Annotated in this window: 24 protein-coding genes; 16 read left to right on the forward strand and 8 right to left on the reverse strand. The window is 67.3% G+C overall.

Going from position 1 to position 25,077, the window contains the following annotated elements; translation table 11 throughout:
• Window positions 1-14: 14 nt before the first annotated feature.
• From trmB to WOA58_RS02625, 12 genes are all read left to right on the forward strand, one after another.
• Window positions 15-1,067, forward strand: coding sequence for an HTH-type sugar sensing transcriptional regulator TrmB (gene trmB / locus WOA58_RS02570; protein WP_340602593.1), 1,053 nt, complete (start codon window positions 15-17; stop codon window positions 1,065-1,067).
• A gap of 60 nt (window positions 1,068-1,127) precedes the next feature.
• On the forward strand, window positions 1,128-1,334 hold the full coding sequence (locus WOA58_RS02575) for a DUF4177 domain-containing protein (protein ID WP_340602594.1): 207 nt from the start codon (window positions 1,128-1,130) through the stop codon (window positions 1,332-1,334).
• Window positions 1,331-2,413 (forward strand): hypothetical protein, encoded by a 1,083-nt coding sequence (locus WOA58_RS02580; protein WP_340602596.1) that lies wholly within the window; start codon window positions 1,331-1,333, stop codon window positions 2,411-2,413. Before WOA58_RS02575 ends, WOA58_RS02580 begins: the two co-directional genes overlap by 4 nt.
• 68 nt (window positions 2,414-2,481) lie before the next feature.
• On the forward strand, window positions 2,482-3,459 hold the full coding sequence (locus WOA58_RS02585) for an aldo/keto reductase (RefSeq protein ID WP_390220498.1): 978 nt from the start codon (window positions 2,482-2,484) through the stop codon (window positions 3,457-3,459).
• A 210-nt stretch (window positions 3,460-3,669) separates the two neighbouring features.
• Window positions 3,670-4,203 (forward strand): PH domain-containing protein, encoded by a 534-nt coding sequence (locus WOA58_RS02590; RefSeq protein WP_340602598.1) that lies wholly within the window; start codon window positions 3,670-3,672, stop codon window positions 4,201-4,203.
• Window positions 4,204-4,249: 46 nt separating this feature from the next.
• Complete coding sequence (locus tag WOA58_RS02595) at window positions 4,250-5,035, forward strand: hypothetical protein (protein WP_340602599.1); 786 nt, start codon at window positions 4,250-4,252, stop codon at window positions 5,033-5,035.
• A gap of 82 nt (window positions 5,036-5,117) precedes the next feature.
• Window positions 5,118-6,572 (forward strand): extracellular solute-binding protein, encoded by a 1,455-nt coding sequence (locus WOA58_RS02600; RefSeq protein ID WP_340602600.1) that lies wholly within the window; start codon window positions 5,118-5,120, stop codon window positions 6,570-6,572.
• Window positions 6,562-7,563, forward strand: a complete 1,002-nt coding sequence (locus WOA58_RS02605; protein WP_340602601.1) for a carbohydrate ABC transporter permease — start codon at window positions 6,562-6,564, stop codon at window positions 7,561-7,563. The genes WOA58_RS02600 and WOA58_RS02605 overlap by 11 nt, the downstream gene beginning before the upstream one ends.
• The gene (locus WOA58_RS02610) at window positions 7,563-8,516 is read left to right on the forward strand and encodes a carbohydrate ABC transporter permease (RefSeq protein ID WP_340602602.1); all 954 of its coding nucleotides are present in this window, start codon (window positions 7,563-7,565) and stop codon (window positions 8,514-8,516) included. Before WOA58_RS02605 ends, WOA58_RS02610 begins: the two co-directional genes overlap by 1 nt.
• Before the next feature lie 4 nt (window positions 8,517-8,520).
• Window positions 8,521-9,717, forward strand: a complete 1,197-nt coding sequence (locus WOA58_RS02615) for an ABC transporter ATP-binding protein (RefSeq protein ID WP_340602603.1) — start codon at window positions 8,521-8,523, stop codon at window positions 9,715-9,717.
• A gap of 127 nt (window positions 9,718-9,844) precedes the next feature.
• Window positions 9,845-10,930: a Gfo/Idh/MocA family protein gene (locus WOA58_RS02620; protein WP_340602604.1), complete on the forward strand. Its 1,086-nt coding sequence runs from the start codon at window positions 9,845-9,847 to the stop codon at window positions 10,928-10,930.
• Between the two features lie 38 nt (window positions 10,931-10,968).
• Window positions 10,969-11,940 carry a sugar phosphate isomerase/epimerase family protein gene (locus WOA58_RS02625; protein WP_340602605.1) on the forward strand — a complete coding sequence of 324 codons (972 nt, stop codon included), beginning with the start codon at window positions 10,969-10,971 and terminating at the stop codon, window positions 11,938-11,940.
• A 15-nt stretch (window positions 11,941-11,955) separates the two neighbouring features.
• Here WOA58_RS02625 and WOA58_RS02630 read toward each other — a convergent pair whose 3' ends face one another.
• Complete coding sequence (locus WOA58_RS02630; protein WP_340602606.1) at window positions 11,956-13,101, reverse strand: zinc-dependent alcohol dehydrogenase; 1,146 nt, start codon at window positions 13,099-13,101, stop codon at window positions 11,956-11,958.
• Window positions 13,102-13,210: 109 nt separating this feature from the next.
• Between WOA58_RS02630 and WOA58_RS02635 the strand changes: the two genes are divergently transcribed.
• On the forward strand, window positions 13,211-14,320 hold the full coding sequence (locus tag WOA58_RS02635; protein ID WP_340602607.1) for a Gfo/Idh/MocA family protein: 1,110 nt from the start codon (window positions 13,211-13,213) through the stop codon (window positions 14,318-14,320).
• Here the strand turns inward: WOA58_RS02635 and WOA58_RS02640 are convergent.
• Window positions 14,307-15,200, reverse strand: a complete 894-nt coding sequence (locus tag WOA58_RS02640) for an alpha/beta fold hydrolase (RefSeq protein WP_340602608.1) — start codon at window positions 15,198-15,200, stop codon at window positions 14,307-14,309. The genes WOA58_RS02635 and WOA58_RS02640 overlap by 14 nt on opposite strands.
• 87 nt (window positions 15,201-15,287) lie before the next feature.
• Between WOA58_RS02640 and WOA58_RS02645 the strand changes: the two genes are divergently transcribed.
• Entirely contained in the window at window positions 15,288-16,055 is a 768-nt protein-coding gene (locus tag WOA58_RS02645; protein ID WP_340602609.1) for an NAD-dependent epimerase/dehydratase family protein, read from the forward strand.
• Here WOA58_RS02645 and WOA58_RS02650 read toward each other — a convergent pair.
• The gene (locus WOA58_RS02650) at window positions 16,036-17,865 is read right to left on the reverse strand and encodes a glycoside hydrolase family 15 protein (protein ID WP_340602610.1); all 1,830 of its coding nucleotides are present in this window, start codon (window positions 17,863-17,865) and stop codon (window positions 16,036-16,038) included. The genes WOA58_RS02645 and WOA58_RS02650 overlap by 20 nt on opposite strands.
• Before the next feature lie 34 nt (window positions 17,866-17,899).
• Entirely contained in the window at window positions 17,900-18,751 is an 852-nt protein-coding gene (locus tag WOA58_RS02655) for a translation initiation factor eIF-2B (protein ID WP_340602611.1), read from the reverse strand.
• A 460-nt stretch (window positions 18,752-19,211) separates the two neighbouring features.
• On the opposite strand from WOA58_RS02655, the gene WOA58_RS02660 reads away from it, so the two are divergent.
• Both WOA58_RS02660 and WOA58_RS02665 read left to right on the forward strand, forming a co-directional pair.
• Window positions 19,212-19,610, forward strand: a complete 399-nt coding sequence (locus tag WOA58_RS02660) for a hypothetical protein (RefSeq protein ID WP_340602612.1) — start codon at window positions 19,212-19,214, stop codon at window positions 19,608-19,610.
• Between the two features lie 40 nt (window positions 19,611-19,650).
• Window positions 19,651-19,866 carry a hypothetical protein gene (locus WOA58_RS02665; protein ID WP_340602613.1) on the forward strand — a complete coding sequence of 72 codons (216 nt, stop codon included), beginning with the start codon at window positions 19,651-19,653 and terminating at the stop codon, window positions 19,864-19,866.
• Here WOA58_RS02665 and WOA58_RS02670 read toward each other — a convergent pair.
• The 4 genes from WOA58_RS02670 to WOA58_RS02685 form a co-directional block, all read right to left on the reverse strand.
• Window positions 19,863-21,323, reverse strand: coding sequence for an RtcB family protein (locus WOA58_RS02670; RefSeq protein ID WP_340602614.1), 1,461 nt, complete (start codon window positions 21,321-21,323; stop codon window positions 19,863-19,865). The two genes, WOA58_RS02665 and WOA58_RS02670, sit on opposite strands and share 4 nt — an antisense overlap.
• Before the next feature lie 77 nt (window positions 21,324-21,400).
• On the reverse strand, window positions 21,401-21,595 hold the full coding sequence (locus WOA58_RS02675) for a hypothetical protein (RefSeq protein WP_340602615.1): 195 nt from the start codon (window positions 21,593-21,595) through the stop codon (window positions 21,401-21,403).
• Window positions 21,596-21,652: 57 nt separating this feature from the next.
• Window positions 21,653-23,299 (reverse strand): cation:proton antiporter domain-containing protein, encoded by a 1,647-nt coding sequence (locus WOA58_RS02680; RefSeq protein ID WP_340602616.1) that lies wholly within the window; start codon window positions 23,297-23,299, stop codon window positions 21,653-21,655.
• Entirely contained in the window at window positions 23,289-24,980 is a 1,692-nt protein-coding gene (locus tag WOA58_RS02685) for a cation:proton antiporter (RefSeq protein ID WP_340602617.1), read from the reverse strand. The genes WOA58_RS02680 and WOA58_RS02685 overlap by 11 nt, the downstream gene beginning before the upstream one ends.
• Window positions 24,981-25,077: the final 97 nt, after the last annotated feature.

Genomic DNA, 25,077 nt, shown 5'->3' on the forward strand with positions numbered 1-25,077 from the left:
GATCTGTGACCCGTATGGTCAGCGACGATCTCCGCTCGACGCTCGAAGCCGTCGGCGAGCAGTTCAACCTCGGCGAATACGAGATCGAGGCGTATCTCACGGTCCTCGAACACGGCCAGCTCACCGCGAGCGAGATCGCGGATCGAACCGACATCCCCCAGCCCCGGGTCTACGACACCGTCCGCAGCCTCTCGGATCGCGGGCTCGTCGAGCTCCGCGAGACCCGCCCGATGCAGATCATCGCGGTCGACCCCGAGGAGGCGTTCACGCGGGTCCGGGGCTCGCTCGACGAGATGGTCGACGAGCTCGAGGCGCGCTACACCGCCCCGGCCCGCGAGACGGAGGCGGTCTCGCTAGTGAAATCGCGCTCAACGATCCTCCGGCACCTCACGGAGGTGATCGAGGCCGCCGAGTTCGAGCTGATCCTCTCGCTCACGCCGGAGCTGCTCGAGCGCTTCGAGGGGACGCTCCGGGAGGTCCACGCCTCGGGGGTCAGCATCGAGCTGCTCGTGACCCCCGCGAGCGGCGCGCCCTCGCCCGAGGAGTTCGACTACGGCGAGGTCTCGACCGTCGCGAAGGCCCGCCGCGGGATCACCACGCCCGTGCTCGCGGTCGCCGACGGGGAGTACTCGGTCTACGCCACCCAGGACGCGATCCGCGACGATCGGGACCGCTACGGCGTGATCTTCAACCGTTCGGCGCTCGGCTTCCTGGTCTCGGGCTTCTTCGGGACCGTGCTCTGGACGACCGCCGAGACGCTCTCGGCGAACGGCGACGGCCGCCCGTTCCCCCGGAAGTACGCCTCGATCCGCCGCTGTGTGAAGGACATCCGCGAGCTCGGCGGGGAGTTCTACGCCAGCGTCGACGGCCGCGACGTCGAGACCGGCGAGGCGCGGGTGGTGCGCGGACGGGTCGCGAACGTCGACTTCGAGGACACCGAGGAGGTCGCGACGATGACCGTCGAGACCGACGACGGCGAGGTGAGCGTCGGCGGGCGGGTCGCCGCGCTCGAACGGATCGAGGCCCACGAGATCCATATCGGACGCGACGGCGTCCCGTCGATGTAGGCGCGCCCGTCGTGCAAGGGCCGGATACTTCACCGTCGAGGGTCTCGATACGGGAGAGCGATGAGTGACGACACGGTTCGCTGGGAGTACGAGACGCTTCGACCCCCGCGGGAGGCCACGAGGAAGGAGGCGAGCGACCCGAAATCGGAGCTGAACGAGCTGGGCGCCGACGGCTGGGAGCTCGTCGGGACGGTCGAGTACACCGGCGGCGGCACGAAGTACCTGGTGTTCAAACGGCCCAGGGGGAACGGGGACGACGACCCATGAGCGAGAACCCCGATCAGGGTGCGGACGTCGACGCGGACCCGGACGTCGACACGGAGATCGACGCCGACGCCGAGGCCGACATCGGGACCGCGAACACGATGCAGGCGCGCTCGAGCGAGAGCCGGATCAAGCTCTGGGCGGTCCTGAAGGCCGAGCGGCTGCTGATAACGGGGCTGCTGGCGCTCGTCTTCTTTCTCTCGTTCGTCGTCATCGGGGAGCTGTTCGTCCCCAACTTCGAGTCGACGCTCCGGACCGACGAGATGATCAACTACATGTTCTCGACGATGATCAGCGCGATCATCACCGGGACGACGCTGGTCGTCACGATCAGCCAGCTCGTGATCTCCCAGGAGAATGGCCCGCTCGGCGAGCAGCGCGAGCGCATGAGCAACACGATGGACTTCCGGGAGTACACCGAGGAGATGATCGGCTCGCCGAGCCCCGCCGACCCGTCGGCGTTCCTGCGCGAGACCGTCAGCCTGACCGAACGGCGGGCCAAGCTGCTGCGCGCGTCGATCGCCGACAACGACGACGAGCAGCTCAAGGCCGAGGTCGACGAGTACACCGAGAGCCTCATCGGCAACGCGGAGGAGGTCCGCGACCAGCTCGAGGGGGCGAGCTTCGGCTCGTTCGGCGTCCTCAACGCCGCGCTCAACTACAACTACGGCATCAAGATCTTCCACCTCGAGCGGATCGCGAACGACCACGCCGACAGCCTCACAGACGAGAACATGGGGCATCTCGACGACCTGAAGTCGTCGCTGTCGATGTTCGGGCCCGCACGCGAGCACGTCAAGACGCTCTACTTCGAGTGGGCGCTGATCGACCTCTCGCAGCTGATCCTCTACGTCTCGGTCCCCGCGCTGCTCGTCTCGGGCACCATGCTCGGGTTCTACAGCGGGCTCTCGTTCCCGAACACGACGTTCGGCATCAACGACTCGATCCTGATCGTCGGCGCGGCGTTCACGGTGACGCTGCTGCCCTTCTTCCTGCTCATCTCGTATATCCTGCGTGTCGCGACCGTCGCCAAGCGGACCCTCGCCATCGGCCCGCTCATCCTGCGGGAGTCGGCGCGCTGAGACCGGCCGCCACCACCCTTTTTGCGCGGCCCGGACGTGGACGGCTCATGGACACCGACGACAACGACATGGAGTACACCACCCTCGGCTCGACGGGGATGGAGGTCTCACGGCTCTGTCTGGGCTGTATGAACTTCGGGAGCGCCCAGCCCTGGATGATCGACGACGAGGAGAGGAGCGTCGAGATCATCGACCGGGCGATCGACCTGGGGATCAACTTCCTCGACACCGCGAACGTCTACTCACGGGGGGAAAGCGAGGAGATCGTCGGCCGAGCGATCGAGGGCCGCGATCGTTCGGAGCTCGTGCTCGCCACGAAGGTCTACGGGCCGATGGGCGAGGGCCCGAACCAGCAGGGGCTCTCGCGGAAACACGTCATCGACCAGTGTGAGGCGAGCCTCGATCGATTGGGAACCGACTACATCGATCTCTATCAGATCCACCGCTGGGACGACGACACGCCCATCGAGGAGACGCTCTCGGCGCTCAGCTACCTCGTCGACGAGGGCCTCGTGCGGTATATCGGCGCCTCCACGATGATGGGCTGGCAGTTCATGAAGGCGCTCGGGGCGAGCGATCTCAACGATCACGAGCGGTTCGTCTCGATGCAGCCCGAGTACAGCCTCGTCGACCGCCACGAGGAGGAGAACCTGCTTCCCGTCTGTCGGGACCAGGGGGTCGGCGTGATCCCCTGGAGCCCGCTTGGCGGGGGCTTTCTCACCGGGAAGTACGACCCCGACGACGAGCCCGAGGAGGGGCGGGCGGCCACCGACGAGCACACCCACGAGCGGTTCACCGAGGAGAACTGGGCGGTGCTCGACGCCGTCCGCGAGCTCGCCGACGAGAAGGACGCCTCGCCCGCCCAAGTCAGCCTCGCGTGGCTCCTCGAGAAGGAGGTCGTCGATTCCCCGATCATCGGGCCCCGCTCGCTCGAGCACCTCGAGGAGAACGCCGGGGCGGTGTCGGTCTCGCTCACCGATGAGGAGATCGAGCGCCTGGAGGAACCGAAGACGCCGGTCTGGTCGCGGGCGACCGGCGACCTCTGAGACGGGCTCGGAGCGAACAATGCGTCTATCCCCCGTGGTATTGGTTCTCAGGGGATGTCGAGCGACGACCCCGAGGCCGGCCGGACGGTGCTCGTGAGCGTCGAGGGACGCTGGACCGCCACCGGCGAGGACTGCGAGGCGGCCCGAATCGCCGTCGAGTCGGTGGAGTAGTGCGGAACGCTCTTGGCCGCGCCCGCCGTCCTGTCAAGTATGAGCGAGCTACCGAGGCGGTTCGGCGGCGCGGACTGGCTCGATCTGGGCCCCGACGAGGAGCTGCTCTGGGCGGGCCATCCGAGCGTCGTCCCCTACCTGGGCGCGTTCGTCCTGGGGGCGGCGCTGATCGTCGCCGGCGCGATCGGGATGGCGCTGCTCGGGGAGTACGCGATCGTGGGGGTCGCGGGGATCGTGGCCGGCCTCGCGACGGCGGGATGGGCCTACTACCGGCGGATCTCGACGGGCTACGTGATCACGACCGCGGAGGTCTACCACAAGGAGGGGATCGTCGCGCGCGACGTGACACAGATCCGCTACGAGCGGATCCAGAACACCTCCTTCAGTCAGTCGGTGTTCGAACGCGCGCTGTCGTACGGCGACGTGGTCATCACCAGCGCGGGCACCGGCGAGGTCGAGATCGTCCTGAAGAACGTCCCGGACCCCGCCGATCTGAAGCGACTGTTGAGCCAACAGCTCGACGAGGTCTACGCCTCCGATACCGGTGCCACGCCGACCCGATCGGAGCTGTAGGCCGCTGACGGAACCCTCATACCCCCTCCCCGATAACGGGGATTCGATGGGTCCGATCGCCGCCCTCCGTCGACCGGAACATACCGGGGCGAACCGCTGTCTGCCCTGTACCGTCGCCAACGGGGCGATCCTGATCGGCTGCTGTCTCGTCCTCGCACTCGTCCGGATTCCGATCGCGGTCGTCGCGTTGCTGGCGGGGTCGGGAACGATCTGGCTGCGGGGCTACCTCGTCCCCTACACCCCACAGTTACTGAGCCGGGTCCGGGAGCTGACGGGACGCTCGCGGGAGCCGGACCCGACACCCGCCGCGTCGCTGGCCGCGGCCGACGCGGCGGTCGGCGAGCGGGCCGTCGAGTCCCTCCTCGGGGCCGGCGTGCTCGTCCCCGAGGGCGACCGGCTCCACCTCGACGAGGGGTTCCGGGCCGACTGGCGCGACGGGATCGAGCGGCTCCGGACCCGCTCGGACGGGGGGCTGGTCGAGGCGGTTTCGGCGGCGACCGACCCGGGGACGGACGCCGAGCTGATCGCGGCCGACCGGCCGATGATCGCCCTCGTCGGCCCCGACGGCGGCGAGTCCTGGGTCTCCCGGCCTGTCGCGATCGCCGAGGTGGCCGCGGTCCGGGCGCTCGATTCGCACGTCGCCGACGGGGCAAGCCGGGAACGGCTCGCCGCGGCCCGGGCACTCCGGGGGTTTCTGGACCGGTGTCCGGTCTGCGATAGTTGGACCGAGGAGGCGTCCCTCCGGCGCTGCTGTGGGAACCGCCCGCGACGGGGGACCGTCCTTCGATGCCCGGACTGCGACGAGGCCCTCTATCGGTTCCCCGACGAGTGATCGACGCTATCGACGGTTTACAACGGGCGTAGTAGCAGTATTCAAAACAACTAAATAGGAAAGATCCCTCTCTCCGTGAGAGATGGGGCGAGGGAACACGAGACGACGCGCCGGGCTGTCCCGCCGAACGTTCGTCAAGGCGGCCGGGGCGTCCGGCGTGGCCGCCGGATCGCTGGGACTGGCGGGCTGTTTGGGCAGCGCGGACGACGACACGATCATCATTCACAGCGATACGGACTTCCAGGACATCAGGGACACCGTTCAGGAGACCCTCTGGGAAGCCGGCCTCGACGAGGACATCTCCTACGAGGTCCGCGCGGCCGCGGACGACACCGAACAGCGCCGCCAGGACATCCAGTCGGCGCTGCAGGCCGGGCGATCGACCCCGGACATGTTCATGATGGACTCGGGGTGGACGATCCCCTTCATCCTGCGCGAACAGACGCTGAACCTGGAGGAACAGCTCTCCGGCGAGGTGCTCGACACGATCGAGAACGACTACCTCCAGGCGTCGGTCGAGACGGCGAGACACCCGGAGACCGACGAGCTACACGCGCTACCCCTGTTTCCCGATTTCCCGGTGATGCTCTATCGTCGGGATCTCGTCGAGGAGGCGGGCTACGACACCGAGGGATGGGCGACCGAACCGATGTCCTGGCAGGAGTTCTCCGAGGTCGTCGCCGACACCCGCGACCAGAGCGACGTCGACTTCGGCTTCACGACCCAGGCGGCCGCCTACGAGGGGCTCGCCTGCTGTACGTTCAACGAGACGATGTCGGGTTGGGGCGGGGCGTACTTCGGCGGGGTCGACAACCTCTTCGAGGCCGGCGACCGGCCCGTCACGGTCGACGAGGAGCCCGTCCTGGACGCGATCCGCATGATGCGGGCGTTCATCCACGGCCAGGAGGACGAACACGCCCTCGAGGGCTACGAGCAGATCGCCCCGACCTCGATCGTCCAGTGGATCGAGGACGAGTCGCTCGGCCCGTTCCAGAACGGTAACGCGGTCGCCCACCGCAACTGGCCGGCGTTCGGGATCGCCGAGACGGCCGGCGAGGACGACTTCGGCGAGGCGATCGGTGCGATGCCGATGCCCTACGGCGTCACCGAGGAGGAGTCGGAGTACGAGGGGCTCGGCGGCTCGCGCGTCGCCCTCGGCGGGTGGCATCTGACGATCAACCCGTCGACCGACAAGATCGACGAGTGTGCCCAGATCCTCGAGGCGTTCACCGCCGAGGAGGTCCAGCTCACGATGTTCGAGGAGGGGACGTGGTTCCCGCCGAACCTCGACCTGCTCGAGTCCGAGGAGGTCCAGGAGATCGAGCCGCTGAACCGCTACACCGACACGCTGCAGGCGCTCGGCGACAGGGCCGTCCCGCGGCCGGTAACCGACATCTGGAACGAACAGGCGGCGGTGATCGCGATCGAGGTCCACAACGCCTACACGGGCCAGAAGAGCCCCGAGGAGGCGATGGAGGACCTTCGAAACCGACTCGAACGCAGCGAGGCGGACGTGGAGGACGTAAATGCCAACTGACGCACCCGAACGCGGACGGCTCGCACCGGTCGTCGACTGGATGGAGAACCTGAGCGAGGCGGCCTACGCCTATCTGTTGCTCACGCCGGCGTTCGCGTTGCTCGCGCTGATCGCGTTCTACCCGCTGGCCGCGACGTTTCGGATGTCGTTTCTCGAGGACCAGACCCGTGGGGCCGAGCCCCTCGGTGGGTTCGTCGGCTTCGACAACTACGTCAACATCCTCACCGGCGACGCCCGTCTCGCGAGACAGTTCCTCGACGTCCAGCTCACGAGCGGCTTCCCGTTCGTCGAACTCGGGGTCGGCTTCTTCCAGCAGGCGCTGTTCGTCACGCTGGCGTTCGCGATCCTCAACGTCCTCTTCACGACGCTGATCGGCTTCGGTCAGGCGATCGTCCTCGATAAGGACTTCCGGGGCCGGCGCTGGGTCCGGGTCGCGGTCATCATCCCATGGGCGGTGCCGATCGTCATCCAGGGAATGATCTTCTACCTGATCTTCCAGCCGACCGTCGGCTTCGGGGCGGACCTGATGAACTGGCTCGGCCTGTTCGGCTCGGACCCGCTCGCGAGCAGCCAGGACTCGTTTTTCATCATCCTGATCGCCGACGTCTGGAAGACCTCGGCGTTCATGGCGCTGTTGATCCTCGCGGGGCTCCAGAGCGTCGACCGCAGCCTCTATAACGTCGCGAAGGTGTCGGGGGCTTCGGCCTGGCAGCGCTTCAAGCTGATCACGTTCCCGCTCGTGCTGCCGGCCCTGCTGGTCGCGATGCTGTTCCGGACGATGGACGCGATGCGCGTCTACGGGCTGATCGAGTCGACGGCGGGCTGTACGACGGTGCCGTCGCTGACCTGTATGGTCGTCGAGGCGCTGTTCGGCGGGACCCGCATCTTCGGCACCGCGGCCGCCGTGGCGTTCATGACGGCGGCGATCATCGGGGTGTTCATCTCGATCTACATCGTGAAGTTCCGTGACCAGGAAGGAGGTGTCTACTGATGGCAACCGAAACCGAGACGGCCGAGACACAGTCCGACGACCAGGAGCGCGAACAGGGTCCCCTCGAGCGGTGGGTCGGCGACTCGATCTCCGATCCCAACCGGGCCTACCGGCCGATGTTCTGGCTGGTGACGGTCTTCTTCCTGTTCACCACGCTGTTCCCGTTCTACTGGCTGCTCATGGTGGCGCTGACTCCCGAGGGTCAGCTCCAGGACGTCTGGCTGACGCCGAACGGGTTCAACCCCGGCGTGTTCATCGAGGTGTTCGAGATCCTGCCGTTCCACCGCTACATGTTCAACAGCTTCGTGATCGCGACGGTCGCGACGCTCGTCGTCCTGGTCGTGGCGAGCCTCGCGGGCTACGTCTTCGGCCGGCTCTCGTTCCCCGGGAAGGGACCGCTGATGCTTCTGGTCCTGCTGGTCTCGTTCTTCCCGCCGGCAGCCTTCTTCATCCCGATCAACGACCTGTTCAACACGCAGTTCGCGATCCTCGAGCCGATCATGCAGGACGGCAGCCTCTACAACACGCCGTACGCGTTGATCATCCCGCTGTCGGCGATCTTCATGCCGCTCGCGATATTCATCCTCACGACCTTCTACAGCCAGATCCCCGACGGGCTCGAGGACGCCGCCCGGGTCGAGGGGACCACGCGGCTGGGCGCGCTCTTTCGGGTGATCATCCCGCTGTCGGCGCCCGGCGTCGCGACCGCGGGCGTGCTCACCTTCATCGGCGTCTACAACGAGTTCTTCTTCTCGTTTCTCATGACCGACGGCCAACCCGAGAACTGGGCGCCGATCCTCGACGGGATCCTCGGGTTCCAGGGACAGTACCAGACGTTGTACAACGCGATGGCCGCGGCGTCGATCATCGGCGTGCTGCCGATGGCGATCCTCGTGGTCGTCGCACAGGAGAAGATCGTCAGCGGACTGACGGCGGGCGGCCTCAAGGAGTAAGATCATGGCACGAGTCACACTCGACGGAGTCACGAAACGGTACGAGGACGTAACGGCGGTCGACGACATGAACATGGAGATCGGCGACGGCGAGTTCGTCACCTTCGTCGGCCCCTCCGGCTGTGGGAAGTCGACGACGATGGAGACGATCGCGGGGCTGACCCAGCCCACCGAGGGGACGGTCCACATCGGCGACCGGGACGTGACCCGGCTCCCGCCGAAGGACCGCAACATCGCGATGGTCTTCCAGAACATCGCGCTGTTCCCCCACATGGACGTCTACGAGAACATCAGCTTCGGGCTTCGCCTCCGCAACTACGAAAAGGAGGAAGTCGATCGACGGGTCGAGGAGGCCGCCGACATCGTCCAGCTCGAGGGGATGATGGACCGGATGCCCGAGGAGATGTCCGGCGGCCAGCGCCAGCGCGTCGCGATCGCCCGCGCGCTCGTCCGGGAGCCCGACGTGTTCCTGATGGACGAGCCCCTCGCGAACCTCGACGCGAAGCTCCGCGTCCACATGCGCACGGAGCTCCAGCGGCTTCACCGCCGTTTGGACACCACGATCATCTACGTCACCCACGACCAGGCCGAAGCGATGACGATGTCCGACCGGATCGCGGTGATCAACGCGGGCTCGCTCCAGCAGATCGCCCCGCCGCTGGTCTGTTACAACGAGCCCGCGAACCTCTTCGTCGCGGGCTTCATCGGCTCGCCCTCGATGAACTTCGTCGAGGCCGAGGTCGGAACCGACGAACTCGAAACCGAGAACTTCTCGATCGAGTTCGACCCCGCGACGACCGACGGGCTCGCGCCCGGCGACCGGGTCACCGTGGGTGTCCGCCCCGAGGACGTCTACCTCGATCACACCGCCGACGGGGTCGAGCATTCGACCGGGCTGATCGACGCCCGGACGGACGTCCTCGAGCCCATGGGCAACGAGGTGTTCGTCTACCTCGTCACCGGCGACGACGCCGAGACGAGCATGGAGGTCGAGGGCGGCGCCGCGACCGACGACCAGCTACTGATGAGCGTCGACCCCGACACCGAGATCGACATCGACGAGGAGGTCAAGGTCGTTCTCGACCGTTCCCGGATCCACCTGTTCGACATCGAGACAGGGGACGCGCTCCGCCACGGGCTGGTCGAGGTCGCCACGACCGGCTCGGGGACCCCCGAACGCGGCGTCGGCGACTCGGACTGAGACCGTTATCCGGTCTATAATAACGTACTCCCGACGGGTTAGTCGAACTATGAGACGAACGATATGTATTGGGGTCGACTCGACCATGAACGAAAGCGTAATGCGGTAACTTTCTCTAGTTTCCCCAATGAACGACCCACGAGACGTTTCGGTCGGGGTTATCGGCCTCGGAAACATCGGGCGTTACCACGCCGATCGGCTCCGGAACTACGGCGCGGAGCTCGTCGGCGGGATGGACGTCCTGCCCGAGGCCCGCGAGCGCTTCGAGCGTGACTACGGGGTCGCCACCTACGAGGACCACGAGGAGCTCTACTCGAGCGTCGACGCACTCGTCATCACGACGCCCAACAAGTTCCACGAGGAGTACGCGGTCTCGGCGCTCGAGGCCGACCTCAGCGTCCTGCTCGAGAAACCCCTCGCCCACTCCGTCGAGAGCGCAGAACGGATCGCGTCGGCCGCACGAAACTCCGAGGGGTTCTGTATGGTCGGTTTCCACAACCGCTATCTCCCGTCGATAGAGGTGCTCACCAACGAGCGCGACCGCGGGCGGTTCGGCGAGCTCACCCATGTCGAGGCCAACTACGTCCGCCGTCGCGGCATCCCGGGCCGTGGCTCGTGGTTCACCTCCCGGGAGATCGCGGGCGGGGGCGCGATGATCGACATCGGCGTTCACGCGCTCGACCTCGCGCTTCACGTGCTCGATTTCCCCGACATCACCGAGGTTTCCGGCGTGGCTCGCTCGGAGTTCGGCACCCGCGAGGACTACACCTACCTCCAGATGTGGGGCGAGGACGCCGGCCACGAGCGGTTCGACGTCGAGGACTCGGTGAGCGCGTTCATCCGCTGTGCGGGTGGTCAGACGATCTCGCTCGAGGTCGCGTGGGCGGCCAACCGCCCGGCGGACAACGAGTTCGTCGTCCACGGCACCGACGCCGGCGCCCGCTTCGACCGGGGGGACGGCGAGATGACCCTCTACGAGACCAGTGCCGACGGGTCGGCTCACTTCAGCGACACGGAGGTCAGGACCCGCGAGCGCGACGCCCACGCCGCGGAACAGGAGACGTTCCTGCAAGCCGTCGCCGCCGGCGAGGCACCCGACCAAAACACCGTCGAACAGGGGCTGCTCGTCCAGCGGGTGATCGACGCGATCTACCGTTCGAGCGAACAGGGCCGTTCGATCCGGTTCGAGGAGGAGTGGGTCGCAGCGGAATAATCACCGGGATTTATTCTCGTTCGAGTTCACCCCCCGGTATGGACATCGGCGTACTCACCGTCCCGCTGGGCGGCCAGTCACAGGAGGAGGCGTTCTCGTATCTCTCCGACATCGGCGTCGGCGCGGTCGAACTGGGCTGTGGCGGCGCCCCGGGCGACGACCACCTGCCACGCGAGGAGTACCTCGGGAACGAGGCGGCCCAGTCGGAGCTGCTCGACCTGCTCGAGGAGTACGACCTCCGGATCAGCGCGCTCGCGACCCACAACAACCCGATCCACCCCGACGAGGACCACGCCGGCGAGGCCGACACCGAGCTCCGCGAGGCGATCGAACTGGCCGACGAGCTCGACGTCGGCGTGGTCACCACGTTCTCGGGGCTTCCCGGCGGCAGCCCGAGCGCGCAGGTGCCCAACTGGATCACCGCGCCGTGGCCCACCGAGCACGCCAACGCCCACGACTACCAGTGGGAGGAGGTCGCGATCCCCTACTGGCGGGAGATCGCCGAGCACGCCGACGACCACGGCGTGAACGTCGGCATCGAGATGCACCCGAACATGCTCGTCTACGAGCCCCACGGGATAGCCCGGCTGCGTGAGGCGACCAACGAGCGCATCGGCGCGAACTTCGACCCCTCGCACCTCTACTGGCAGGGGATCGACGTCACCGAGGCGATCCGGTATCTCGGCGAGCGCGACGCGATCCACCACGTCCACGCAAAGGACACCAAGGTCTACGAGGCTCAAGCGAGGGAGAAAGGGGTGCTCGACACCACGCCCTACACCGACGAGCCGAACCGCTCGTGGCTCTTTCGGTCGATCGGCTACGGCCACGGCGAGAGCCACTGGAAGGACGTCGTTTCGACGCTCAGAATGGTCGGCTACGACGACGTGCTCAGCATCGAACACGAGGACTCGCTGACCAGCGCGAACGAAGGTCTGGAGAAGGCCGTCGACGTGCTCGACCGCGCCGTCTTCGAGACGACGCCCGGCGAGGCCTACTGGGCCGAATAGGGAGTTCGACTCGGGTTACGGCTCAAGGACGACCTTGACGCAGTCGTCCTCCTTGTCGTTGAACGTCTCGTAGAGCTCCGGCCCGTCCTCGAGCGAACCCCGGTGGGTGATGATCTCGGCGGGGTCGATCTCTCCGTTCTCGATCGTCTCGAGCAGCGGGTTCAGGTAGGCCTGGACGTGGGTCTGGCCCGCGTTGACCGTGAGGGCTTTGTTCATCAGCGGCCCCATCGGCACGCCGTCCATCTCGCCGATGTAGACGCCCGGGATCGAGAGCGTCCCGCCCTTCCGACAGGACTTGATCGCTTCCTGGAGCACGTACGGGCGGTCGGGCTCGTCGGGGACGTGGTCGACGCAGGTGTGGTGGGCCTCCGAGCCGACGGCGTCGATACACCGATCCGGCCCCCGGCCGTCGGTCTCGTCCATCAGCCACTCGTAGACGTCGTCCTCGGAGTAGTCGATCACCTCGGTGTCGGCGTGGCCCTCGGCCATCCCGAGGCGTTCCTCGATCCGGTCGATCGCGATCACGCGGTCGGCGCCCATCATCCAGGCGCTCTGGATGGCGAACTGGCCGACCGGGCCACAGCCCCAGACGGCGACCGTGTCGTTCTCCTCGATCTCGGCGTTCTCGGCAGCCATATACCCCGTGGGATAGATGTCCGAGAGGAACAGCACCTCCTCGTCCGAGAGGTCCGACTCGATCTTGATCGGCCCGACGTCGGCGTGGGGGACCCGCAGGTACTCGGCCTGCCCGCCGTCGTAGCCGCCCAGCGTGTGCGAGAAGCCGAACAGCCCCGCTGGCGAGTGGCCCATCGTCTCGGCGGCCATCTCGGCGTTCGGGTTCGTCTCGTCACACAGCGAGTAGAGGTCGTTCTCACAGAACCAGCACTCCCCACAGCTGATCGTGAAGGGGATGACGACGCGGTCACCCTCCCGGAGGTCGTCTACCTCCTCGCCGACCTCGACGACCTCGCCCATCGGCTCGTGGCCGAGGATGTCGCCCTCCTCCATGCCCGGCATGAAATCGTTGTAGAGATGGAGATCCGAGCCGCAGATCGCCGTGGCCGTGATCTCGACGATCGCGTCGGTCGGCTCCTCGATCTCGGGTTTGGGAACCTCGTCAACGCGGACGTCGCCCTCGCCGTGCCATCGGAGTGCTTGCATTACGGTCCCATACTGCGGTGTCGTTTTCGATAAAGGCATGGCTTGTCCCTGCAACGACCCCGCCGACGAGACGGAAACCCCTAACTACATCTGTGGTGAACGATCGCGCATGGCACTCGACGTAGGCGTACTCGGCTACCGGTTCATGGGCAAGGCCCACTCGAACGCGATGGCACGGCTCCCGATGTTCTTCCCGGACGCTCCCGAGATCAACCGGGAGGTCCTCGTGGGCCGCGACGAGGAGGCCCTATCGGAGGCCGCCGACAGGCTCGGCTTCGCGCGGACCACGACCGACCCGAGCGAGGCCATCGAATCGGTCGACGCCTTCTACAACCTCGGGCCGAACTTCGTCCACCCCGAGTACTCGATCGAAGCGCTGGAGGCGGGCGTGCCGGTCTTCTGCGAGAAGCCGCTGGCGCCCACCGTAGAGGAGGCCGAGGAGATGACCGATGCCTACCGCGAGGCGGGCGTCCCAGCGGGCTGTGCCTTCAACTATCGGTTCGTGCCCGCGATCCGCTACGCGAAGGGGCTGATCGAGGACGGCGAGCTCGGCGAGATCTACCACGTCCGGGGACGTTACCTCCAGGACTGGCTGGTCGATCCCGAGGCCGAGTGGAGCTGGCGCAACGACGAGGAGCTCGCGGGAAGCGGCGCGCTGGGCGATCTCGGCGCGCACACGATCGACCTCGCGCGCTTCCTCGTAGGCGAGCAAGCGGGCGAGATCAGCGAGATCACGGGCCAACTGCGGACGTTCACCGACGAGCGCCCCACGGGCGACGGCGAGACCCGCGAAGTGACCGTCGACGACGCCTACCTCGCGACCGCGGAGTTCGAGGGCGGCGCGGTGGGCAGCTTCGAGGCTTCCCGGAACGCCAACGGCCGGAAGAACGACCACACCATCGAGATCGAGGGCTCGAAGGGGAGCCTGACGTTCTCGCTCGAACGGCTCAACGAGCTCGGGTACAAGCGGGAGGGCTCGCGCGGGTTCGAAACGATCCTCGTGACGGACGGCGACGATCCCTACATCGATCACTGGTGGCCGCCGGGCCACGTCATCGGCTGGGAGCACACGTTCGTCCACGAGAACTACGAGTTCCTCTCGGCGGTCGAGGAGGACGACGAGTTCGAGCCGAGCTTCGAGGACGGGCTCGCGACCCAGCGCGTGCTCGCGGCGATTCAGGAAAGCGACGAGAACGGCCAGCGCGTCAGTCTCGACTGAGAAACCCGATCAGGGCGTCGTTGACACGATCGGGGGCGTCCATCTGGACCCAGTGGCTCGCGTCGTCGATCCGTTCGACTTCGACCTCGGACACCCACTCCTCGAGCCCCTCGGTGAGCCGCGGGGAGAGCGCTTCGTCCTCCATCCCCCAGAGCAGCAGCGTCGGCCGATCGATCAGCCCGTCGCTCGCGGTCGCCGTCGGCGCGCTACAGCCGGGGATCGCCGACCGGACCGTCCCCCGAAACGCCGCGCGATAGTAGTTCAACATGGCGGTCATCGCGCCCGGGCGCGAGCAGGCCCGTTCGTACCGGCGGATCGCCTCGTCGTCGAACGCCTCGGGGTTCTCCGCGCCCTCGCGGAACAGCCGCCGCAGCAGGCGTCGTCCGCCCGCCCGGAAGAGGAGCTCGGGCAGCCACGGGAGCTGGAAGAACAGCACGTACGACGAGCGGCGCCGCTGGTCGGAGTCGGGGTCCTGAAGCTCGCGGCGATACGCGCTCGGGTGGGGGGCGTTCATGACGACCAGCCGCTCGACGCTTTCGGGGTGGCGGACGGCGACCTCCCAGGCGACCATCCCGCCCCAGTCGTGGCCGACGAGGTGGGCGTGCTCGGCCCCGCAGCCCTCGATCAGCGCGCGGACGTCCTCGACGAGCTGGCCGATCCGGTAGGCGCTCACGCCGGGCGGTTTCTCCGAGCGGTTGTAGCCGCGCATGTCAGGGGCGACGACCCGGTAGCCCGCCTCGACGAGCGCGGGGAGCTGTTCGCGCCAGCTGTACCAGTGTTCGGGAAACCCGTGCAGGAGGACGACGAGGGGTCCCTCGCCCGCCTCGACGTAGTGCAGCCGGACGCCGTTGACGATCGCCTCCTCGTGAGACTGATCCATACCGCTCGTGAGGACGGCTCTCGGGAAGCTCTTGTGCCCGGCAGTTCCCGGCCGTGATACTATCCGTTCGCCGTCTGAACGTCCGGTATGAAGGTCGCCATCACCGGCGCGAACGGCAACGTGGGCCACCAGGCCGTCGAGGCGCTCTCCGACCACGACGTGACGCCGATCACCCACAGTGAGACCGAGGAGATGGACAGCGAGATCGCCGACGTCACCGACGCCGAGCGGGTCTCGAAGGTCCTCTCGGGTCATGACGCCGTCGTCCACCTCGCGGCGAACCCCGACCCCGACGCCGACTGGGAGGGCGTCCGCGAGGTCAACGTCGACGGCGCGTACAACGTCTACGAGGCCGCCGTCGAGAACGGCCTCGATCGCGTGGTCTTCGCCTCCTCGAACCACGTCAGCCACATGTACAACGCCGCCGACCCCGCCGAGCCCGAGTCGATGGTCGAGGCGCCCGACGTGGTCGACGCCGACGACCCGACCCGGCCCGATTCGTACTACGGCGTCAGCAAGGTCGCCGGCGAGGCACTCGGCGACTACTACGCCGATCGCCACGGGCTCGAGGTCGTCAACCTGCGGATCGGCTGGCTGCTCGAGCAGGAGGACCTGGAGGAGACCCAAGAGGACGGCGAGGAACACGCTCGATACGCCCGCGCGATGTGGCTCAGCCCGCGGGACTGTCGGGATGCGATCGAGTCCGCGACGACGGGCAACGTTGAGGGCTCCGTCGCGGTGAACGCCGTCTCCGCGAACGACGACCGGTATCTCTCCCTGACCCACGCGATGCGGACGATCGGCTACCGGCCGCGGGACGACTCGGGCGAGGCGCTCAGCCGAAGTACGTACTGAACTCGCCGCCCTCGGCTTCGATCTCCTCCTCCTTCGCGACGCTGAGGTAGATCGCGCTGTTGATCAGCCCGATGTGCGAGAACGCCTGCGGGAAGTTCCCGAGGAAGGTGCCCGTCCCGGGCTCGATCTCCTCGGCGAACAGCCCCAGCGGGTTCGCGTGATCGAGCAGGGTCTCGAAGATCTCCTCGGCCTCCTCGATCCGCCCTGAGAGCGCGAGCGCGTCGACCAGCCAGAACGAACAGAGGACGAACGCCCCCTCCTCGCCCGGCAGGCCGTCGTCTCGCTTGTAGCGGTAGACGAACCCCTCCTCGCTGGTCAGGTCGGCGAGGATCGCGTCGATCGTGTTCTGGACGCGCTCGTCGTCGGCGGGCAGGAAGCCGCTGATGGGGATCAGCAGCGTCGAGGCGTCGAGGTGTTCGTCGGTGTCGAAGTGCTGGACGAACGCCCCCGCTTCCTCGCTGTAGCCCCGCTCGAGGATCGCCTCGCGGATCTCCTCGCGGACCTCGCGCCAGCGCTCGAGGGGTGCCTCGCGGTCGTCGAGCTCGGCGATCTCGATCCCGCGCTCGAGCGCGATCCAGCACATCAGCTTCGAGTGGACGTGGTGGCGCGGCTCGTCGCGGAACTCCCAGATCCCCTCGCCGGGCTCGTCCCAGATCTCGCAGGTGTAATCGACGACCGCCTCGACCAGCCGCCAACCCTCCTCGTCGAGGTCCTCGTCGTAGTGAAGCGTCTCGTAGATCCCCTGGACGATCGAGCCGTAGATGTCGCCCTGGTGCTGGTCGGCGGCCGCGTTACCGATCCGGACCGGCTTCGAGTAGCGATAGCCCGTGTGTTCCTCGAGCAGCTCCTCCTCGAGGTCCAGCTCGCCGCGCAGGCCGTAGATCGGCTGGAGCTCCTCGGGGCCGGACTCACAGAGGTCGAGGAACCATTCGAAGTAGGCGTGGGCTTCGTCCCTCTTCCCCAGGGCGTAGAGCGCCTGAACGGTGAGCTTCGAGTCCCGGATCCAGTTGTAGCGGTAGTCCCAGTTGCGAACGCCCCCGAGGGTTTCGGGCAGCGAGGTCGTCGGGGCCGCACAGATCGCGCCCGTTTCCTCCTGCATCAGCAGCTTGAGCACGAGCCCCGACCGGACGACCGCGTCCACCCATCGGTCCTCGATGACGTCCGCGAGCATCCCGTTCTCGCGCCCGACCCAGTCGGTCCAGTAGTCGACCGTCGTCTCGAGGACCGCCTCGCCCTCGCTCGGGTCGGGCGCCGTCTCCCCGTCGTGCTGGGCCACCGACCACCGGACGTCGCCCGCCTCGAGGGTCTCGTGGCCGATCGCGCGGTCGTCGTCGACGCGGAGCGGCGACTCGCTCGCGAACTGGAGGCGCTCGGTCTCGCCGTCGGCGATGATCGCTTCTCCGTTCTCCTCGAGGACGGTGTCCGCGCGAGCGTAGTCGAACCGGGGTTCGAAGACGGTCTGGACGGTGACCGGCCCCTCCTCGCAGGTCACCCGCCGGTAGATCGACTGAACGCGCGAGGGCCCGTCCTCGGCCTTCGGAATGAAGTCCGTGACGGTGATCGCGCCGCTTTCGGTCTCGAACTCGGTGTGGAGGACGTTCGTGTCCGGCTCGTAGCGCTGGCTGCTCGTCGCGGGCGAGACCGGCTCGATCGAGAACCCGCCCATCCCGGGGTCGAGCAGCCGGCCGAAGACGCTCGGCGAGTCGAGGTTCGGGACGCACCACCAGTCGATCGTCCCGTCCTCCGCGACCAGCGCACACGTACTTCCGTCGCCGATGAGCCCGTGGCGCGAGATCGGGGTGAAGTCCATACCGGGACCTAACAGGTGGCCGGTATAACTGTCTTTAGAACGCCATCGCGCCGTCGTCAGTGATGATCGCGTCGAGCAGCCTGATGGGGGTCGCGTCGTACAGCGGGTTCTCGACGGCGAACCCCTCGGCGGGCTCGAGCAGCACCTCGCTGGCCGGCCGGTAGTCGTTCTCGAAGACGAACCCGCTGTCGATCAGCTTCGCCCCCGAGCCCGTGACCCGCATCGGGACGTCGAGGTCCGCGGCGGTCGCCGCGATCGGGTAGGTCCCCACGCGGTTGTACAGCGTGTCCCCGACCAGACAGTCCATCCCCATCAGCACGCAGTCACACTCCTCGAGGTAGTTGCCCGCCGCGCTGTCGACGATCAACGTCGGCTCGACGCCGTCGATCCCGGCGAGATGGCGGGCTGTCTTTCGCCCCGCGAGCCGGGGGCGGGCCTCGGTGACGTAGACCGACAGTTCGTTCCCCTCCTCGACCGCCCGTTCGATCGCCGCGTTGACCGTCGAGGAGTAGTCGTGGGTCAGGACCGTCATCCCGTCCTCGAGGGTCTCGGCGGTGTGGGAGGCGGCCCGATCCTTGCCGTCCTCGACGCGCTCGACCGCCCGATCGATCGCGTCGGCCAGCGCCGCCTTCGCCGACGCGACGTCCTCGGGCTCGTCCTCGTCGACCTCGCGGGTTATCGAGTGCTGGACGTTGAACAGCGAGGCATGCGAGGGGTTCGCCCGTCGGAGCACCGAGCTGTTGCGTTCGAGGTCCCTGACGAACTCCTCGACCGTCGCGTACTCGCGTTCGAGCAGCTCCGTGAGCGCGCGTGCGGCCTTGACGGCGACGACCGAGGAGCTGTGGGTCTGCATCCCCTCGATCTCCGCGACCGTCTCGTCGATCATATCCGATCCTCTCGGTCTCGGGGCAAAGACCTTCCGACGAACGCCGTCGGCGTTTTTGGCATCGGGAGAATCGGAGATTCTCCAGCGAAACCTTGGCAGTTTCGCCTCGCCCGTTTCATGTCCACGAAAGCCCTCAGCGCTCGCTGGCGCTCGCGCTTCGCCCTTTTCATGTCCAAGAAAAGACTGCTGCGCAGTCTTTTCGGGCTGAGCGGCGACGACGTCGCCGCGAGGTCCGCGGGAACTGCGTTCCCGCGAGATCCCAGAAATCGAAGATTTCTGAGGACCACCAGGCCGCATTGCGAGGGGTTCGGATCCGAACCCCTCGCTTAGGACGCCAGCCCTTCCCCGCCCCGCGAACGGGGTCGCGAATTGGCGACCCCGTTCGCGCCGGCCGACGCACCGTTCGGCCGCTACAGCTCCCGCACAGCAGACCTAAACCGCGACGACCTCTACGGAGGATATGGTCGCCGTCACCTACTACTGCCCCCGCTGTGGAGCGCTCGCCGAGCTCGAACGCGACGCCTACCTCGCCGACAAGTCGGTGACGCCCTATCCCCTCGAGGGCTGGGAGTACGCCGGCCCCGACGAGGAGTACGAGGAGAGCGACGGCGTGCGGTTCGTCTGCGGGCGCGAGGAGGCCTCGGCGCTGTCCTTCCGGCCACCGGCAGGGGAGGACACCGAGGATGAAGCGGTCGGCTGTGGCGAGCCGTTCTACCTGAGCTACGTCCGGTTCGAGGGCGGCGAGGAGGTCGACCCCCGCCCGCCCGAGGAGTACGTCGAGATCGGAGCCGGGATCGGCCCCCGCGGGCCGCAGGGGCCGCGCGGACCGAGCGGGCCCGGCGGTCCGGGCGGGCGGTAGCAGGCGGAAAGGTAACGTCGCTGGCGCGAATCCCCCCGTCATGGACGATGAGATCCTCGCCGATCAGCGCGAGCTCGTCGAACTGCTCGAGTCCGCCGGCTGGGACGTCACCGACGCGGAGCTGTCGGTCTACGAGAGCCCCTGGGAGAACGACGAGGCGCCCGAGGCCTCGGTCACGCTCAGCGCCCGCAAGCGCTATCCCGAGGAGGGCGACGACGGCGATGATGAGGACGACAACCCGTACCGGATCTCCTAACCCTTGATGTTACAGACCGGGAACGTGCGCGCGACCTTGTCGCCGATCCCCAGCTCGTCGCTGACCCGAACGACCTCGTCGACGTCCTTGTAGACGCCGGGGGCCTCCTCGGCGACCGTCGCGCCGCTCTGGGCCTTCACGTAAATGCGGTCCTGATCGCGCAGGCCGTCCTGTACGTCGCCGCCCCAGAACTCGTTTTTCGCCTGCGTCCGGCTCATCACCCGTCCCGCGCCGTGGGCCGTCGAGCCGAACGTCTCTGCCATCGAGTGCTCCCCGCCCCTAAGGACGAAACTGCCCGCGCCCATGCTCCCGGGGATGATGACGGGCTGGCCCACGTCACGATACGCCGCGGGCACCTCGGGGTGGCCCGCCGGAAACGCCCGCGTCGCGCCCTTGCGGTGGACGTAGAGCTCGCGGTCCTCGCCCTCGACGGTGTGTTCTTCTTTCTTCGCGATGTTGTGGGCGACGTCGTAGAGCAGCTCCATCTCCATCTCCTCGTGGCTCCTGTCGAAGACCCGCTCGAACACTTCCATCGTCCGGTGCATGATCAGCTGGCGGTTGACCCACGCGAAGTTGATCGCCGCACACATCGCGCCGTAGTACTCCTCGGCCAGCTCCGAGCCCGCGGGCGCGGCCGCGAGCTCCTTGTCGGGCAGCTCCGCGAGCATGTCGCCGTGTTCCTGTTCGATCCTTCGGAGGTAGTCCGTACAGACCTGGTGGCCCAGGCCACGGGAGCCGGTGTGAATCAGGACGACGATCTGCTCCTCGGCGAGGCCGTAGGCGTCGGCGACGTCCCCGCGGAAGACGTCAGTGACGCGCTGGACCTCGAGGAAGTGGTTGCCTGAGCCCAGCGAGCCGATCTGGTTCTTCCCGCGGTCCTTGGCCTTCTGGCTCACCGCGCTCGGATCGCTGTCGGTGCGAACGCCCTCGTCCTCGCAGTGATCGAGATCCGCGGGCACGGCATAGCCCTCCTCGAGCGCCCACTCCATGCCCCGATCCAGAATGGCCTCGACGGTGTCGATCCCGCTCTCGACGACGCCGCCGCCGCCAAGCCCCGAGGGGATGTTCGCGAACAGCGCGTCGACGAGCTCCTCCTCGCGGCCGTCGACGTCGTCGTAGGTGAGGTTCGTCGTCATCATCCGCACGCCGCAGTTGATGTCGTAGCCGACGCCGCCGGGCGAGATACAGCCCTCCTCGGCGTCGAGCGCGGCGACGCCGCCCACGGGAAAGCCGTAGCCCTGGTGGCCGTCGGGCATGCACAGCGCCTGTTTCTGGATCCCGGGCAGGTGGGCGGTGTTCTTGAGCTGCTGGATCGTCTTGTCGTCGCTGATCTCCTCCAAGAGCGCCTCGCTGGCGAGCACGCGGGCCGGCACGCGCATCCCGTCGTCCCGGGTGATCTCCCAGACGTTCTCGCGGACCCGCTCGAGCGTGATCCCGTCGGCGTCGAAGGTGGTCATACCCGTACTCGGCCCGGCGGCGGGGAATAGGTTTCGCCAGTGGATTCGACACAATCCGGGCTACCAGCGACAGGTGCTCACTCCTCGGTGGCGTGCTTTCGCTCGTAGAGGTAGGCGGGGATGACGACGAGGCCGACGATCGGGATGAGGACACCGTAGGCCCATCCGTGGGGGTTCAACCCGACCCGCCGCGCGTCGATCTCGATGGCGATCCACGCGACGATGTGGATCGGCAGGGCGACGAGCAGCGCGAGCACGACGAGACCCTCCATCTCCCGAAGGATCCACCGAGCGGGTAATGGGCTTTGTGCCGCGCGCCGGCGGCGACCCTAGCTGGGGCGCTGGGCGGACTCGATCTTCTCGCGGCTCCGCTCGCGGAGCTCCTCGCGGCGGTCCTCGTCGGCCTCGAGGACGGCCTCGATCCGCGCGGCGAGCCGGCCGGCCGCGAGCACGTCCGGCACTGCGACGTACAGCGCGCCGCGCTCGAACAGCTCGCGCGCGCTCTTTTCGTCCGTCGCGCGCGTGATGACGTCGGCCTCGGTGTCAAGCTCAAGGGCACGTGCCGAGCGTTCCTCCTGGATGACCGTCGAGACGATCAGCTCGGCCCGGTCGGCCCGCGCGGCCTCCCAGACCCGATCGCCCATCACGTCGCCGACGACGTAGTTCTCGACGTCGTCGACCAACCCCTCGACCAGCACGGGGTCGTTCTCGATGACGACGAACTCCCGGCCGGCCTCCTCGCAGGCCCGCGCGACCTCCTTGCCCTCGGTCCCGTAGCCGACGACGATCACGTGATCGGAGAGGTCGTCCGTAACGCGGCTTCGTTCGTCGACCCGTTGGACCGGCCCGAACAGTCCCCGCTCGGCGAGTGCGCGGTGGATCTCCTCGCCGTACCGGCTCGAGTACGCCGAGACGATCATCGTCACGACGCCGGCCAGCACGATCGCCTCGAACAGCGCGCCCTCGATCGTGCCGGCCCCGAGCGCGCCGATGGCGACGATCAGCGAGAACTCGCTGACCTGATCGAGCCCGAGGGCGGCCAGCGTCGACGTCCGGGGATCGTAGCCCCGTCGGAGCAGGACGAGCACGGCGATCGCCGGGTTCACGACCAGCACGGCGACCACGAGCACGAGCGTGTACAGCGCGGTCTCGAGGGTCGGGATCGCGATCAACGCTCCCAGCGTGAGGAAGAAGATCGGCGCGAAGAAGTCGTGGAGGTCCTCGATCGCGTCGAGCATCTTGATGTTGTAGGGGTACTCGGGGGAGACGGCGAGCCCGGCGGCGAAGGCCCCGACGACGATCGAGATGCCGGCGAGTTCCGAGAGGGCGATGAAGCCGATGATGAACGACACCCCCACCAGCATCATGATCTCGATGTCGTCGGCGAGCGACGCGATCCGATCGAAGAGGTAGCGCCGGACGAACAGCCCCACGAGCACCAGACCGATCCCGACCGCGAGCTGCTCGAGGGCGGGCTGGGCCGAGTAGACGAACGCGCTGAGACAGAGGACGACGACGATCGCGAGCAAGTCCTCGACGAAGTGGATCGACTCGCGCAGGCGCTCGAAGGTGACGTCCGGTCGCCCGTTCGCCTCGCCCAGGCTGACGAGCGAGGAGCTGAGCGCCGCCGCGATCGCGAGATACAGCGCGTTCAGCCCGTCGAGGCCCAACCCTAGGCCGACGAGGTAGAACGCCCCGCCGGTGACCAGCAGCTGGACGATGGCGATGACCGTGCTGTCGGCCCCGAGCTCCCTGATGTCGGCCGTGTCGAACTCGACGCCGAAGAGGAACACGAGGAAGGCGATCCCCCACTGGGCCAGATCGAGCAGCTGCTCCTCGGCGATCACGAAGCCGGCGACGATCCCGGCGACGAGATAGAAGGGGATCACCGGCAGCCCGTAGCGGCCCGCGGCCAGCAACAACACGGCGGCCAGCACGAAGATCGCGGTCAGCGAGCCGATCACCTCAACGACCATCGGACTCACCCCCCTCGAGCCCCTCGCGGGTGCGATCGACCGTCGCGTCGAACGCCTCCCGGTCGGTCAGGTAGTCGGTCACGTGCTCGGCCAGCACCTCGCCGGCGAGCACCTGCCGGATGATCACGTAGTCGGCACCCTCGTCGTAGAGCGTCGCCGCGTCCTCGGGGTGGCCGGCCGCGACGAACGTCGTCGCGTCCTCGGGGGCTTGCTCGAGGAGCTGGCGGTTGATCTCCGTCTGAGTCGCCATGCTCATGACGAACGACGCGTTCTCGAGGTCCGCCTCCTGGCGGATCTCGCCGTGGCGGAAGTCGCCGTAGTTGTAGTCGAAGCCGCTATCCCGAAGCTCGGAGACGTTCTCGGGTGACCGATCGACGAGGACGATGTCGTCGAACTGCTCACGGATGGGGTCGAGCGACTCGACCACGAGCCGGTCGTAGCCGATGATCACCGCGTGGTCCTCGTGGACGCCGAGCTCCGTCTCGATGCGGTCGTCCGACTTGAAGCGTTCCAGGTACGGTTCGGCACGCCTGTAGATCTCGTGGTTGTTGATGATCACGTATGTCGAAAGCGGCATCGTTACTAGCGCCATCAGGCTGAAGAAGCCGAGCAGGTCCTCCTCGATGAATCCCTGGGTAACGGCGATGGCCCCGAGAACGAGCGAGAACTCGCTGACCTGCAGCATGTTGATCGTCCCGATGAAGGAGGTCTCGACGTCGAAGTTCTGGCTCAGGAAGAGCCCGAAGACGATGAAGAAGTTCCCGATGATCAACAGCGCGGCGGCGATCAGCGCCTCCTGCCAGTAGGCGAGCAGCTGATCGGCGGTCATCTGCAGGCCGATCGAGGCGAAGAAGACCACGATGAAGAAGTCGGTGACGAGACTCATCCGTTCCTTGAGCTCCGTGCTGTAGGGGAGCTGGGCGAGCGCGAGGCCGGCGAGGAAGGCGCCGACCTCGACCGAGAGCTCGAGGGTCTCGGCCGCGAAGATGAAGACGAACGCCCACGCGATTCCGACGGTGAAGAGGGTGCTCTCGTTCTGGGCGCTCGCGCGGAGCAGCGTCGGCAGCAGATATCGATAGGAGAGGTACGCTGCCAGCCCGACCAGCGCCATCAGCCCGAGCACGCGCCCCATGCTCAGGGCGACCTCGGTGACGTCGTCGACCGTACCGACGCCGAGCACCGCGAGCGCGATCACGAGGTAGATGTCCTGGACGATCAGGATGCCGACGTCGACCCGACCGTATAAGGTCTTGAGCTCGTCCTTGTCGCCGAGGATCTTGACGATGATCGGCGTCGCCCCGAAGGTGGTCGCGAGCGCGATCATCCCCGACTGGAACGGGTCGAACCCGATCAGCAGGGCGACGGAAAAGGAGAGGACCGCCTGCAGGACCGCCTGTCCGGCCGCGATCGCGGCGGTCGGCTTGAGGATGTCGCGGATGTTCTCGAAGCTCATCTCGATGCCGAGCAGGAAGAGGAGGAAGCCGAGGCCCAGCTCGGCCATGATCTCGATGAGCTCGTCCTCGCCGACGAGGTCGAGCATCACCGGGCCGATGACGATCCCGGTGAGGATGTACGCGACGATGGTCGGCTGTTTGGTCTTTCGGGCGAGGATCGCGAGGACCGCTGCCGTGACGATGACGGCGGCGAAGTCGGTCGCGAGGGCGATACCGCCGAGGCTCATCGATCGGCCCTACAGAATCCGACGTTCATCGATCACTCTATGAAATCTCCTTCCCTGAGGCCCCTCGTTCTTTCGCTTGTAGCTGCCGGACCGGCCG

Source organism: Halalkalicoccus tibetensis (assembly GCF_037996645.1).
GTDB classification, from domain to species: domain Archaea; phylum Halobacteriota; class Halobacteria; order Halobacteriales; family Halalkalicoccaceae; genus Halalkalicoccus; species Halalkalicoccus tibetensis.

Excerpts from the sequence above, each read along its gene's own strand:
- WOA58_RS02650 (WP_340602610.1), bottom strand. The coding sequence starts at position 17,865 with ATGGACTTCACCCCGATCTCGCGCCACGGGCTCATCGGCGACGGAAGT.
- WOA58_RS02605 (WP_340602601.1), top strand. The coding sequence starts at position 6,562 with ATGCCAACTGACGCACCCGAACGCGGACGGCTCGCACCGGTCGTCGAC.
- WOA58_RS02600 (WP_340602600.1), top strand. The coding sequence starts at position 5,118 with ATGGGGCGAGGGAACACGAGACGACGCGCCGGGCTGTCCCGCCGAACG.
- WOA58_RS02610 (WP_340602602.1), top strand. The coding sequence starts at position 7,563 with ATGGCAACCGAAACCGAGACGGCCGAGACACAGTCCGACGACCAGGAG.
- WOA58_RS02615 (WP_340602603.1), top strand. The coding sequence starts at position 8,521 with ATGGCACGAGTCACACTCGACGGAGTCACGAAACGGTACGAGGACGTA.
- WOA58_RS02640 (WP_340602608.1), bottom strand. The coding sequence starts at position 15,200 with ATGGATCAGTCTCACGAGGAGGCGATCGTCAACGGCGTCCGGCTGCAC.
- WOA58_RS02655 (WP_340602611.1), bottom strand. The coding sequence starts at position 18,751 with ATGATCGACGAGACGGTCGCGGAGATCGAGGGGATGCAGACCCACAGC.
- WOA58_RS02680 (WP_340602616.1), bottom strand. The coding sequence starts at position 23,299 with ATGGTCGTTGAGGTGATCGGCTCGCTGACCGCGATCTTCGTGCTGGCC.
- WOA58_RS02665 (WP_340602613.1), top strand. The coding sequence starts at position 19,651 with ATGGACGATGAGATCCTCGCCGATCAGCGCGAGCTCGTCGAACTGCTC.
- WOA58_RS02660 (WP_340602612.1), top strand. The coding sequence starts at position 19,212 with ATGGTCGCCGTCACCTACTACTGCCCCCGCTGTGGAGCGCTCGCCGAG.
- WOA58_RS02575 (WP_340602594.1), top strand. The coding sequence starts at position 1,128 with ATGAGTGACGACACGGTTCGCTGGGAGTACGAGACGCTTCGACCCCCG.
- WOA58_RS02625 (WP_340602605.1), top strand. The coding sequence starts at position 10,969 with ATGGACATCGGCGTACTCACCGTCCCGCTGGGCGGCCAGTCACAGGAG.
- WOA58_RS02685 (WP_340602617.1), bottom strand. The coding sequence starts at position 24,980 with ATGAGCCTCGGCGGTATCGCCCTCGCGACCGACTTCGCCGCCGTCATC.
- WOA58_RS02645 (WP_340602609.1), top strand. The coding sequence starts at position 15,288 with ATGAAGGTCGCCATCACCGGCGCGAACGGCAACGTGGGCCACCAGGCC.
- WOA58_RS02595 (WP_340602599.1), top strand. The coding sequence starts at position 4,250 with ATGGGTCCGATCGCCGCCCTCCGTCGACCGGAACATACCGGGGCGAAC.
- trmB (WP_340602593.1), top strand. The coding sequence starts at position 15 with ATGGTCAGCGACGATCTCCGCTCGACGCTCGAAGCCGTCGGCGAGCAG.
- WOA58_RS02585 (WP_390220498.1), top strand. The coding sequence starts at position 2,482 with ATGGAGTACACCACCCTCGGCTCGACGGGGATGGAGGTCTCACGGCTC.
- WOA58_RS02590 (WP_340602598.1), top strand. The coding sequence starts at position 3,670 with ATGAGCGAGCTACCGAGGCGGTTCGGCGGCGCGGACTGGCTCGATCTG.
- WOA58_RS02620 (WP_340602604.1), top strand. The coding sequence starts at position 9,845 with ATGAACGACCCACGAGACGTTTCGGTCGGGGTTATCGGCCTCGGAAAC.
- WOA58_RS02580 (WP_340602596.1), top strand. The coding sequence starts at position 1,331 with ATGAGCGAGAACCCCGATCAGGGTGCGGACGTCGACGCGGACCCGGAC.
- WOA58_RS02675 (WP_340602615.1), bottom strand. The coding sequence starts at position 21,595 with ATGGAGGGTCTCGTCGTGCTCGCGCTGCTCGTCGCCCTGCCGATCCAC.
- WOA58_RS02630 (WP_340602606.1), bottom strand. The coding sequence starts at position 13,101 with ATGCAAGCACTCCGATGGCACGGCGAGGGCGACGTCCGCGTTGACGAG.
- WOA58_RS02670 (WP_340602614.1), bottom strand. The coding sequence starts at position 21,323 with ATGACCACCTTCGACGCCGACGGGATCACGCTCGAGCGGGTCCGCGAG.
- WOA58_RS02635 (WP_340602607.1), top strand. The coding sequence starts at position 13,211 with ATGGCACTCGACGTAGGCGTACTCGGCTACCGGTTCATGGGCAAGGCC.